16 protein-coding genes are annotated in these 11,969 nt (G+C 34.9%); 8 read left to right on the top strand and 8 right to left on the bottom strand.

Annotated features, from left to right (window positions below):
- On the bottom strand, positions 1-175 hold a 175-nt coding region (locus IGQ45_07755; GenBank protein ID MBF2057107.1), incomplete at its 3' end, for a transposase.
- Between the two features lie 274 nt (positions 176-449).
- Between IGQ45_07755 and IGQ45_07750 the strand changes: the two genes are divergently transcribed.
- The 3 genes from IGQ45_07750 to IGQ45_07740 all read left to right on the top strand — a co-directional run bounded on the left by IGQ45_07750 (position 450) and on the right by IGQ45_07740 (position 3,136).
- The gene (locus IGQ45_07750; protein MBF2057106.1) at positions 450-920 is read left to right on the top strand and encodes a GNAT family N-acetyltransferase; all 471 of its coding nucleotides are present in this window, start codon (positions 450-452) and stop codon (positions 918-920) included.
- Positions 917-1,504: a rhomboid family intramembrane serine protease gene (locus tag IGQ45_07745; protein MBF2057105.1), complete on the top strand. Its 588-nt coding sequence runs from the start codon at positions 917-919 to the stop codon at positions 1,502-1,504. Before IGQ45_07750 ends, IGQ45_07745 begins: the two co-directional genes overlap by 4 nt.
- A 207-nt stretch (positions 1,505-1,711) precedes the next feature.
- Complete coding sequence (locus IGQ45_07740) at positions 1,712-3,136, top strand: hypothetical protein (GenBank protein ID MBF2057104.1); 1,425 nt, start codon at positions 1,712-1,714, stop codon at positions 3,134-3,136.
- A gap of 115 nt (positions 3,137-3,251) precedes the next feature.
- Here IGQ45_07740 and IGQ45_07735 read toward each other — a convergent pair whose 3' ends face one another.
- Positions 3,252-4,256, bottom strand: a complete 1,005-nt coding sequence (locus tag IGQ45_07735) for a pentapeptide repeat-containing protein (protein ID MBF2057103.1) — start codon at positions 4,254-4,256, stop codon at positions 3,252-3,254.
- Between the two features lie 567 nt (positions 4,257-4,823).
- Positions 4,824-5,822 (bottom strand): tRNA dihydrouridine synthase DusB, encoded by a 999-nt coding sequence (gene dusB, locus IGQ45_07730; protein MBF2057102.1) that lies wholly within the window; start codon positions 5,820-5,822, stop codon positions 4,824-4,826.
- A 233-nt stretch (positions 5,823-6,055) separates the two neighbouring features.
- On the opposite strand from dusB, the gene IGQ45_07725 reads away from it, so the two are divergent.
- Both IGQ45_07725 and IGQ45_07720 read left to right on the top strand, forming a co-directional pair.
- A complete protein-coding gene (locus IGQ45_07725; GenBank protein ID MBF2057101.1) occupies positions 6,056-6,346 on the top strand; it encodes a nucleotidyltransferase domain-containing protein in 291 nt (96 codons plus the stop codon).
- A complete protein-coding gene (locus IGQ45_07720) occupies positions 6,343-6,681 on the top strand; it encodes a DUF86 domain-containing protein (GenBank protein ID MBF2057100.1) in 339 nt (112 codons plus the stop codon). Before IGQ45_07725 ends, IGQ45_07720 begins: the two co-directional genes overlap by 4 nt.
- 25 nt (positions 6,682-6,706) lie before the next feature.
- On the opposite strand, the gene IGQ45_07715 is transcribed toward IGQ45_07720, so the two are convergent.
- Positions 6,707-7,270: a DUF4340 domain-containing protein gene (locus IGQ45_07715; GenBank protein ID MBF2057099.1), complete on the bottom strand. Its 564-nt coding sequence runs from the start codon at positions 7,268-7,270 to the stop codon at positions 6,707-6,709.
- Between the two features lie 98 nt (positions 7,271-7,368).
- Between IGQ45_07715 and IGQ45_07710 the strand changes: the two genes are divergently transcribed.
- From IGQ45_07710 to IGQ45_07700, 3 genes are read left to right on the top strand one after another with little or no spacing between them, the layout of a single operon-like run.
- A complete protein-coding gene (locus IGQ45_07710; protein MBF2057098.1) occupies positions 7,369-8,142 on the top strand; it encodes a TIGR04255 family protein in 774 nt (257 codons plus the stop codon).
- Complete coding sequence (locus tag IGQ45_07705; protein ID MBF2057097.1) at positions 8,142-8,780, top strand: hypothetical protein; 639 nt, start codon at positions 8,142-8,144, stop codon at positions 8,778-8,780. Before IGQ45_07710 ends, IGQ45_07705 begins: the two co-directional genes overlap by 1 nt.
- The gene (locus IGQ45_07700) at positions 8,770-9,159 is read left to right on the top strand and encodes a HEPN domain-containing protein (GenBank protein MBF2057096.1); all 390 of its coding nucleotides are present in this window, start codon (positions 8,770-8,772) and stop codon (positions 9,157-9,159) included. Before IGQ45_07705 ends, IGQ45_07700 begins: the two co-directional genes overlap by 11 nt.
- A 14-nt stretch (positions 9,160-9,173) precedes the next feature.
- On the opposite strand, the gene IGQ45_07695 is transcribed toward IGQ45_07700, so the two are convergent.
- From IGQ45_07695 to IGQ45_07680, 4 genes are all read right to left on the bottom strand, one after another.
- Positions 9,174-9,491, bottom strand: a complete 318-nt coding sequence (locus IGQ45_07695) for a hypothetical protein (GenBank protein MBF2057095.1) — start codon at positions 9,489-9,491, stop codon at positions 9,174-9,176.
- A gap of 64 nt (positions 9,492-9,555) precedes the next feature.
- Complete coding sequence (locus IGQ45_07690; GenBank protein MBF2057094.1) at positions 9,556-9,960, bottom strand: F0F1 ATP synthase subunit epsilon; 405 nt, start codon at positions 9,958-9,960, stop codon at positions 9,556-9,558.
- Positions 9,961-10,045: 85 nt separating this feature from the next.
- On the bottom strand, positions 10,046-11,494 hold the full coding sequence (atpD, locus tag IGQ45_07685) for a F0F1 ATP synthase subunit beta (protein MBF2057093.1): 1,449 nt from the start codon (positions 11,492-11,494) through the stop codon (positions 10,046-10,048).
- A gap of 273 nt (positions 11,495-11,767) precedes the next feature.
- Positions 11,768-11,959, bottom strand: a complete 192-nt coding sequence (locus tag IGQ45_07680; GenBank protein MBF2057092.1) for a hypothetical protein — start codon at positions 11,957-11,959, stop codon at positions 11,768-11,770.
- Positions 11,960-11,969: the final 10 nt, after the last annotated feature.

The raw sequence follows: 11,969 nt of genomic DNA, 5'->3' as shown, positions 1-11,969 counted from the left end.
ACAGTTGTTTCAACCTATCAGAAAATTGCATATCATCCCGCAATGATGCAACGCCAAAAACTTTAGCACCACCTAATTTACTGTGAACATGACCACACTTTGTACAAGTTTTGCTGGTAAATTCCTCTGTCACATCAATAATTTGACAGCCACTTAACTCAGCTTTATTTTTCAAAACTTGTTTAAATCTCTTTTAAGATGTTTGGCAAAATATTCAGGGTTAGTAGGTGTACTTCAGATACTTACTTTACAACACTTGCCACCACGACAGCTATTATTGTTATAAGGACAATATACAATACCCCAAGCGTGACCATGAGATTCTTTTACAATCCATCCTCTTTTCTGGGCATATTCAATTATTTCCCTGATTTCCTTATGAGGATGTTTTTTAATTTTATTTCTTTAGTTGTTAATCGACAACTTAGTTTCTAAAATAACATATTAAGATGATTTCATTTCGTTTAGTTTTCCCCAGTGAATTTGACTTATTGAGAGAAATATATCGCCAATCGGTATTGAAACTAGCGCCCTCCCTCTATACACCAGAACAAGTGATCGCCTGGGCAAAAGCGCCCTCCCACCGTAATAAGTTCTACGAATTTATTTTTTCTCCAGCAACTTATGTTATCTTGCAGGAAAATCAAGTTATTGGTTTTTGCGGTTTAAGAGATGATGGACATATTGCCTCTTTTTATCTTCATCCCGATTTTACTCGGCAAGGATATGGTACAAAATTACTAAAATATGTTTTAAATCAAGGTAAAGCAAAGGGAATTAAACGATTTTATACAGAAGCAAGTTTTTTTTCTCATGCCGTTTTTACTCGTTGCGGTTTTAGAGTAATAGAAATGGAAACGGTCAAATATGACGAGATATTTTTTACAAGGTATAAAATGGAGTTAGTTTTATCATCATGAGGGAAAATATGAGTAGCAGTGAAGAGATGAAGGCTTTTGTTAAGGAGTTACGCAGTCAGTTTAAAATTATCGCTACTTTTTTGGTAATTTTTTGGGCTGTAGAAATTATCAATCAGGCTTATTTTGGTAATCGTCTAAATTATTTGGGTATTACCCCTCGCAATTTTGTCGGTTTGAGGGGAATTATTCTCGCGCCCTTCCTCCATGTTAATTTTGCTCATCTTTTGAGTAATACTCCGCCTTTTGCCATATTAGCTTGGTTTGTGATGCTTCAAAATACCAAAGATTTTTACATCGTTAGTGCCATTTCTGCTTTGGTGAGTGGCGTTGGAGTGTGGTTATTTGCCAAACCTTATTCTGTGACCATGGGTGTTAGTGGTGTTATCTTTGGTTATCTGGGTTTTCTCTTGATGCGCGGTTACTTTCAGCGTAATGCGCCCTCCATCGCTCTTTCTCTCATCGTGATTTTCCTTTATGGTGGTATGATTTGGGGGGTTTTACCTTCTAGCCCCAATATTTCTTGGTTAGGACATTTATTCGGTTTTGTCGGGGGGGTGGGCGCTGCCAAAGTCGTTACTAAATGACGATACGCACTGATTCAAATGTTAAGTTAAGGGAGGTTTCAGGTAGCAGGTAGTAGGTTTCAGGTTTAAAACCCTTCCCTCCATAGACTCTTGTACCAGAAAAAGATCAATAAACATAAGTTTTTTGTCAATTCTTTAACCTAACACCGCGACACCCGAAACCTGACACCTCCCCTCACCAAAATACTTTTTCAGCACCACCTGATTATGAATAAAAATCTTGAAATTAATCTAGTAAAATATCTCAAAAAATACCGCAAAAAATATCCTCTGATTTCCTCAGAAAATAAAGAAGAGGTGTCAAATGATTTATTAAATAAACTTCAGCCTAAAAAAGTTTATTATTCTGTTAATTCCGCTAACTTTTCAGTGGGTTTTATCTCGTTAATTGCTGGATTAGTTATTGTAGGTGGTGGCGGTATTGCTTATAGTTTATCTCGCCCTTGTGTTTTAGATAGTTGTGATTTAATCACCGTTACTGAAAATAATATCAATGATAGTTTAACTAATATCAATCCTAATTATACTGAAGAAGAATTATTGATTTTAGCTTCCATAATTAATCAAAATATTCAACAATTAAAAACTATTCCTGCTTGGTCAAAACATCATCAAAATGCCCAAAATTTAATTACAGAGTATCAAATTATTACTAATGATATTAATTATTTAGTGGAAGCTGAAAAACAAGCTATCAGCGCCCGTCAAATGTCCTCAAAATTACCCCTTTCAGTGGCAGAATGGGAGCAAGTAGAAGATATATGGCGGAGGGCGCTGGCATCTAAAAGCACTGTTAAATCGCCAGTTTTTGCAGAACTAAAAAATAATAAAAATGATGATTATAATGCCGAATTAACCTTAGTACAATATCAAAAAAATCAAGCCATTCTGGCTGAAAATTTGTTGAGTGAAGCAGAAGTAATAGCAAAGGAAAATCAAATATTAAAAGACAACATCGAAAGTTTAGCAGATTTAGAAAATTTATCCCTCAAATGGCAAGAAGCTATTAATAAGATTAAAGGAATTGATGATGAGACAAAACCAGCGCCCCTCAAACCAGAATTAACAGATCGTTATGTGCAAGAATTGAACATAGTAAAAGAGAGAATTAAACAAGAAGAAAACGCTCAAAATATTTATCAACAAGCCCAAACAAAAGTAAAAGAAGCCCAAGACTCAGAAAATAATAATCAGTGGACAAATGCCGTTAAAAATTGGCGAGAAGTAGAAGTAATCTTAGCAGAATTTTCTCCAGAAAGTTTACTGAAAAATGACATGGAAACTTTGCAAAAAGAAGCAAAAGAAAAATTAGTTTTAGCAGAAAAAGAATTAAAACTAGCAATTAATCGAGAAAAAGCCAAACAAGAATTAACTAGAGTATGTCAAAGTAGTGAAAAAATTTGCGATTATTTAGTAGAAAATAAAACCATTAAAGTTTTTCTTCATCCTCAGTATTTAACTAATGTGGCAACCATCGCTCAAATCAGTACGACTAATGAAAATGCCATGATGGAAGCACTCATTAATCATATCAATCAAGTAGAAAAAAACTATCGTTATATTAGTTCTAAATATGACTTTACCCTAGAAATTTACAACGCCCAACAAAAACTTATTTTAGTTTATAATTAGGATCTGCTGTAAAGGTGTCAGGTATCAGGTGTTAGGTATTAAGTGAAAGAATTAACAAAAAATATATCTTAATTGATTTATTTAGCAAACCATAATTAATCTTTGAAAACGATAATTAAAAATGAACTTTGCCATCAGGCATAGTAGCGCCCGTCAAAATAGCTTCAGACAAATCCACTCCAGATAAATCAGCATCCCGAAGATTAGCGCCCGTCAAATTAGCGCCCCTTAAAATTGCCCCATTCAAACAAGCGCCCCATAAATAAGCACCATGAAAATTAGCATCGCTTAAATCAGCGCCCGTCAAATTAGCAAAATTAAGATTGGTGTAACTTAAATCTGCCGTGCGCAAATCAGTTTCCATGAGGTTACTTTTCATCAAATTAGCTTGAACAAACTGCGCACCTTTCAACTGCCCTTGTTTTAAACTAGCATTTTTCAGATTAGCTTGATCCAATACACTACGGCGCATATAAGCAGAATCAAGGTTACTACCACTTAAATCAGTGCCGTAAAGTTTCATGCCACTCATTTTAGCATTTTCCAAATTCATCCCACTAAAATTGACGCTATGTAAATCCAAACCATTAAGAAAAGCACCTTTGAGCTTAATGCCGTATAGTTTAGCACCTTTTAGGTTAGCGCCACTGAGACGGGCGCCGTCAAGATTACTCCAATTCAAATTAGCGCCCTCCAAATTAGCACCACGCAAATTCACTCCCGACAAATTAGCGCCACAAAGATTCACAGAAGGTAAATTTGCCATATAAAGACTTACCCAAGTTAACACAGCACCGCTTAAAGTTGCACCCTGTAAATCAACCTTGTGTAACTGCGCACCACTCAAATTCGCCTTAGTCAAATCAGCTTCAATCAATACCGCCTCTTTCAACTTCACAAAGCTAAGATTAGCACCATATAAAAAAGCACCACGCAAATCCGATTCCACAAGAAAACAACGCTCTAAATCTGACCATGCCAACTGCGCTTCTGTTAACTTAGAATGGGATAGGTTGGCATAACTTAATTTCATACCACTGAGGTTACTTTTACTGAGATTTATCTCCCGAAAATCCCTAAAACCCTCGTTATATTTTTTTAATATATCACTAATTAACATGATATTTTCTCCTGAAATTTGGTAATATGCACTTATTTAAAAATTAATTTACTACTTTTTTATCTAGTTATTTCAATTTGAGCAAATTAAAATAATTAACTTATTAAAGCTGATAAACTTATTTATTTTAAAAAAAAACTTTCACTAAAAATATCTATATTGTTAAAGATATAACTAAGAAATTTACCTTCTTTTATTATAGTTTTTTTTACCGTGATTAATTATTAATTATTTTCAGAATAAAAACAAAGTTATTTAAAGTTTATTTTTCGTTACAAAACTCTATATATAGCAATTTCCACCCTTATGAGGTACAAGATGATCCCCCTAAATCCCCCTTAAAAAGGGGGACTTGAGAATAATAAACATACCTCATTATCATGAAAAACGCTATAGGTGGTGCTGAAAAAGTGATGTGCTGAGGGCAAATTGACAATGGATAATTGATAATTGACAATGAATTATTATCAAAAAATAGTGGGAGAAAGGTTCTAACTATCTGACTTTGAAAACGCCCTGCTTGTTAAGACTCAATGATGATATTTTTAAATATTTGCACATGCGCTACTAATGATTTAGCATTGCGATAGCATCGTCCAATAATTGTAACCCTTCCGTGACTGATTCAATACGAGAACATCGATCTCGCAATTCCCCAGCGCCCTCAAACCCTTTACAATACCAACTGAGATGCTTCCGAGATTGTAAAATCCCCCTATAACCTTTATACTCCCATAAGCCGATTAAATGCTCTTTGGCACAGTTTAAACGCTCTTTAATGGTAGGTTGAGGAAGAATTTGCCCCGTGTGCAAAAAATAATCAATTTCCCCCACCAAAAAAGGATAACCCAGTGTACCACGAGAACACATGACCCCATCAGCGCCCGTCATCGTTAAGCAACGTAAAGCATCTTGCCACGAAAAAATATCGCCATTGGCAATAACGGGAATATCAAGATTTTGTTTCACTGCACCGATTAACTCCCATCGTGCCTTACCCGTGTAACCCTGCGCCCTCGTGCGCCCGTGAATGGTAATCATTTGCGCCCCAGCGTTTTGCATTCTTTGGGCAAACTCAATAATATTGATTTCCTCATCATTCCAACCGAGACGAGTTTTCACCGTCACCGGCACATCAACGGCGTTTCTAACCTCTTTTACTAAGGCTTCGGCAATATCCGGTTGTCGCAATAAACGTGAGCCTCCGCCTTTTTTGGTAATCTTATTCACAGGGCAACCCATATTTATATCGATAGTTTTCGCCCCTTCTGCTACGGCGAGGCGCGCTGCTTGTGCCATAAAATCAGGGCGACAATCAAATAATTGAATACTGATAGGTTGCTCATCAGGATCGATTTCCATGATCCTCGGTAATGTCTTGAAATGCTGTAATTCTGTGGCATTGACCATTTCCGTATAAGTCATGGCGGAGGGCGCGTAACGTCTCACCAAACGGCGAAAAACTAAATCTGTCACCCCCGATAAGGGCGATTGAAATACTCGACTATTTAGGGTAACGTTACCTATTTTCAGAGGTTGTGATAATTTTGTTAATAATTCGGACATTTAGTTAAAAGGGCAAAGGGCAAAGGGCAAGGGGCAAAGGTTTTTAGGCTTATAAATTAAAATCTTTATTTGACAAGGGTTTTGATTTATTCAGCAAACCTTAATTAATAATTGATAATTCATTACTCTCATAACTCTACTTTTTAACCAACTCTTGCTTAGATACTGACACTTTTATATTGTAATAATTTATTATAAAAATATTGTTAATTAAGAAAAGATATTCAAAGAAAATGAACCTAGAGTTACTAAGAGAAAAACGAGAAGAAATAATTAACATTGCCTCGAAACATGGCGCGTATAATGTGCGTGTATTTGGCTCAGTGGCAAGGGGAGAAGCTGACGAAAAAAGCGATATTGACTTCCTGATTGATTATGACATCAAAAAAATTACTCCTTGGTTTCCTGTGGGGTTAATTCGTGATTTAGAAAATTTTTTGGAAAAAAAAGTTGATGTTGTTACAGCGGTTGGCTTAAAAGAAAGAATCAAAGAAAGAGTATTTCAGGAGGCAATTAGTTTATGAGAGATGATAGTGAAAGAATTAGAGACATTCAAGAATGCCTTGACAGTATAGAAAAATATTCAGTAAGAGGAAAAAGAGCTTTCTTTGAAGATGAATTAATCCAGACATGGATTATTCACCACTTACAAATTATTGGGGAAGCTAGTCGAGCAACTTCTGAAGTATTTAAAGCTAAATATCCTCAAGTTTTATGGTTAAAAATAGCTGATTTTAGTAACTTAATTATTTATGAATGTTTTAGAGTTGATTTAGAAATTGTTTGGGAAATTGTCGAAAATGATTTAGCCCATCTAAAACAACAAATAAACGATATATTAAAAAATATATCAACATAAAAAAAGTTATTAAAAAAGTATTGTATTATTGATTATCTTGCCATTCTGACAAATCACGATCAATGGCATAAACGAAACTTTTTGACAATAAAAAAATGTTTTCCTCTCCAGAATTGGGAAATTTAACTAAGCCATATACTTTTGTATCATCAAAGTTACTATTACCTAATTTGATTTCGTAATTATCCCCATTATTAATTTTAACGGTTAGGGTGGAGGGCGCTGATTCTAAGCCATAATCACTCAATAATTTCTCTGTAACCTCGATTTGTGGTTGCTTTGTCGCTTCGGGAAATAAGTTAAGAAGAAATGACATAGAAGCATCATTTGCTTTTATTTTTTCAGGTTGTGTCATTTCCCAAATAGAATTTTCTCCACTGCTTTTAACAAAATTTAGGGTTTGTGACTGTTTATTGATGGTAATTTCAGTAATATCTTCTCTATTGAAGGGAAATAATCTATCTTCTTGCTTGACTAAGCTACCATTATTGTTTGATTCTGATGGAGATTTGATCTGTAAACCATATACTACACCTCCAAGTATCAGCGCCCCTCCCACTAGAATTACCGTATTGATGTTAAATTTCATTTAGTGTCAGATCAAAAAATAGATGAATTCTGAGATCAGATTCAGTATAATCATATTATGATAATCTATCTTAATAAAGTATGTAACTGTAAAACACTGTGGAACATCTCGCCAATAAACCACTAATTGAGGCAATATTTGAAATTCGATGGCAAATTAATCAGTCATCTCAGTTTCCCTCAGAAGCAAATACACAATTAATACTAGGACGATTATTCGATCGACTAAAAACAAATTATCCTCATTATGAACCATTACCCTTTGCTAACGTGCCAGAAATGATGGCAGAAGGATTAGTTAAACATCGATTTAAAAGCGAGAAAACATGGCCTCTTATACAATTAGGAACAGGAATTTTGACGATAAATGATACAGAGAATTATTTATGGAATGATTTTAAACCAAGAGTAATGGATGTTGTTAGTCAATTGCATGATTCTGTTCCTAATCAAGAAGAATTTAAAACGAAAAACTTAATGCTGAAATATGTTGACGCTATAGATATTAATTCGGAAGAAGATATATATAATTTTTTACAGGAAAAAATGCAATTAAATATATCTCTGAATACAGCACTTTTTGAGAATACCTATCTTCAGAAAAAACCAGTGCAATTAGACTTAACATTGTCCTTTGAATGTGAAAAACCCAAAGGTATTCTAAACTTTAGAATATTTCAAGGAAAAAAAACAGATAACACAGGAAAAATAATTAGTGATGCTTTAATATGGGAAACAACTATTCAATCAAATGAAAATGATTTGCCAGATATTTCAACTAAATTAGATCAATGGTTAGAAGAAGCTCATCATGTAACTCATAATTGGTTCTTCGCCTTAGTTGATGGTGAATTATTAGGGAGGTTTCAATAATGAAAGCAACATCATATCGTCAAAATACTATCAATACTTCAGAGAATTCTGTTAATGATTTCTCACGACAAAATCAAAGCAAATCTCAATCAATATCAACAAGACTAACAAATCATGATTTGTATTTTTATAGCGATATTCAGCCTAGCATATCAACTACTTATCATCGTATAAATTTTTCTAATAAAATTAATAATCAACGTATTTATACTAATCAATTATTAGATGATTTTAAACCTAAAGCTAATTTATTAGAATATTTAGGAGAAATATATAGTAGATTAATTATAGATAACTCTTCATTAAGATTTATATTAAATGAAATAACAAAAAAGTATATAATTGACGATCAATGGGAAGTATTTGATTTTTTATACAGACATCAAGAGCTATTTTTGATTGTAGTAGAAGCAGAAAAACAGATAAAAAAATACTTTAATAATGATAAAATTAGTTTGAATATTATTACTGACCCAGAAATAGCTAACTGGGAAAATTTAAGCATAACTATTCATACAAAATTAAACGTTGATCAAGCATTTGACAAACTAAAACAATTAGATCATGACTGGTGGTTAGATATTTTTGCTCAAGTAGGTAACAAATTGAATATTCATATTGATTTTGATGAAATTTGATTGGTCAGAATATTTAAAATTAGCACAAGAACTCATTGAAAGTGAAACTAATGAGGCAAAACAACGATCTGCCATCAGTAGAGCTTATTATGCTGTTTTTTGTTACGCCAGAAATTATTTAAAAGATTATTTAGATTTTCAATCAAGACGAGGAGAAAATGAACATCAGACTGTCGCTGAAGAATTTAAAACTTATGATTCTCAAAATAGAAAAATGAGAGAAATAGGAAATGATTTAAGTCGATTACGTTTAGATAGAAATAAAGCTGATTATGAAGACGTTTTTATTGGTTTAGGAAGTAAAGCAAAATTCGCTTTAAAGTTAGCTACAAGTATCATTGATAAAATAAATGAATTAATTAAAGAAAAAAGCCTTTAAGAAAAATTTTTTAATTAACTTACTTTACGATATAACCAATTTGCTACCTGTTGAGGAAGATTCTTTTTCACCCAACGCCAAGCTAAGATTTTGGCAATGGGTTTAGGAGTATTAATAAAAAATTTAGCGATTCTGTTGAGGGAAGGGCGCTGGATTTTGCGATTAATCATATTAATCATGCCGATGTCATAAAGACATTCGATAATTAATTTAATGGTAGCTTCTTCCTGTAACGTCAAGTTTTCTAACAATAAATATAAATCTCTTTTTCTTTCCTCTTGAAAGCGCCCTTCACCCTTCCCCATTACCTTCACAAGCTCAGATTTCGTCATGATTTCCTATTTTTACCCTCACCCCTAACCCCTCTCCCACAGGAGAGGGGAAAATATATCATCATTATTTATTGGTAGCTTGAAGTCTAGCTCTAGCTTTCTTAAAATTAGTATTAGCCTTGAGTATGGATAAACGATCACCTTTACCATTAGCCTCATTTAACTGAGCTTGAGCTTCATTAAAGAGATTTTGGGCTTCTTCACGATCAATGGCACTAGCTAATTCAGCACCATTCACCAATACTTTAACCTCATTATTTTCTACCTCAGCAAAACCACCCATAACGGCGATGGATTGCCATTCTTTCTCCGTGCGCACCCGCAACACCCCAATATCAAGGTTAGTTAATAAAGGAGCGTGATCGGTTAAAATCCCTAACTGTCCAGTGCCACTAGGTAAAATTACCTCTTGGGCATTTTGATCCCAAACGGTGCGATCGGGCGTAATTACTCTTACTGTTAAAGTCATAATAATAAATGCAAATTTAATTTTAAATTGTAATTTTTTTGACCCTCACCCCAACCCCTCTCCTTTGGGAGAGGGACATTTGGATTTAGCCTTTGAGTTTTTCACCTTTAGCGATGGCTTCGTCAATGTTACCAACTAAATAGAAGGCTTGTTCAGGTAAATGGTCTAATTCACCGGCAAGAATTTTTTGGAAACCTTTGATCGTATCTTCTAAAGATACATATTTACCGGGGCTACCAGTGAATACTTCTGCTACGAAGAAAGGTTGAGACAAGAAACGCTCAATTTTACGAGCGCGATCCACCACTAAACGATCTTCTTCGGATAATTCATCCAAACCGAGAATAGCGATAATGTCTTGTAACTCTTTGTAGCGTTGTAAAGTAGATTGCACAGCGCGCGCCGTGTTGTAGTGTTCTTCCCCTACGATATGGGGCTGTAACATGGTGCTGGTAGAACCTAACGGATCAACCGCAGGATAAATACCTTTGGATGCTAAACCACGAGACAATACAGTTGTACCATCTAAGTGAGCAAAAGTGGTGGCGGGCGCTGGGTCAGTTAAGTCATCCGCAGGAACGTAAACCGCTTGAATAGAGGTGATAGAACCTTCTTTGGTGGAAGTGATACGCTCTTGTAAATCACCCATATCAGTACCGAGAGTGGGTTGATAACCTACCGCAGAGGGCATTCTACCAAGTAACGCTGATACTTCTGAACCGGCTTGAACGAAACGGAAGATGTTATCAATGAATAACAATACGTCTTGTTTGTTCACATCACGGAAATACTCCGCCATAGTCAAAGCCGATAAACCCACACGCATTCTCGCTCCGGGTGGCTCATTCATCTGACCATAAACGAGAGCAATTTTAGAGTTTTCAGGGTTTTCCGCATCGATTACGTTAGATTCGATCATTTCGTTGTAAAGGTCATTACCTTCACGGGTGCGCTCACCCACACCACCAAACACAGATACACCTCCGTGTTGAATAGCGATGTTGTTAATTAATTCCATCATAATAACGGTTTTACCAACACCAGCGCCCCCAAACAAACCAATTTTACCACCTTGACGATAAGGAGTTAAAAGGTCAACTACTTTAATACCAGTTTCAAATACCGTAGGTTGAGTAACTAAATCTGTGAAGGCGGGCGCTTTGCGGTGAATAGGGAAAGTTTCTTCTGCATTAACGGGTCCCTTGTTATCGACAGGTTCACCTAAAACGTTGAAAATTCGTCCTAAAGTGGCTTTACCGACGGGAACACTAATAGGTTTACCGAGGTCAACAATTTCCATACCTCTAACTAAACCATCCGTGGTAGTCATGGATACCGCGCGCACTTGGTTATCCCCTAAAAGTTGTTGTACTTCACAGGTAACGGCTACGGATTGACCTGCTTCGTTTGTGCCTTCGATGCGTAAAGCATTATAAATACGGGGAAGATTGCCGCTAGGGAATTCAGCATCAACCACTGGCCCGATTACTTGGGTAATTTTACCAACGTTTGTTTTTTCTTGTGTTGCTACCATGCTGATTATTTTGTGTTATTTACTTTCGTAAAGTTTAATTTATAATAAGATTTGCCACTTTCAAGATTATCACGGTGTGGATCAATCTTCTACTACTTTTCTCAGTAATTAATTAGGGTTTGCTGAATAAACTCAGAAGTGTTGATTCATAAGGGTTAAGACATACTACAAGCATCAAAAAATACGCAAAATCACGCTTTCTTTAATAAAAATGCAGTTAAAATACAAGATTACATATACTACACGGGAATATTAAAACCTCATAATTGTCAATTATCCATTGTCAATTTTCCCATTGCCCTTTTGATCTTTAATTGCTTGTAAAAAAAATTCTTCCTCAGAGTTGGAGAGAATAAAGTTATCAAGCCAGTTAGAAGTTTGATTATTCATTATCTGATCAGCGAGATTATTAATTTCATTTTTGATTAATTTTACAAATTGATTGAAAGTGAATCTTTTAAACATAATTTTTAGT

The organism is Cyanobacterium sp. T60_A2020_053, assembly GCA_015272165.1.
Classification (GTDB): Bacteria; Cyanobacteriota; Cyanobacteriia; order Cyanobacteriales; family Cyanobacteriaceae; genus Cyanobacterium.
The sequence above is the reverse complement of the archived record's forward strand: the minus strand, read 5'-3'. Positions and strand labels throughout refer to the sequence as shown.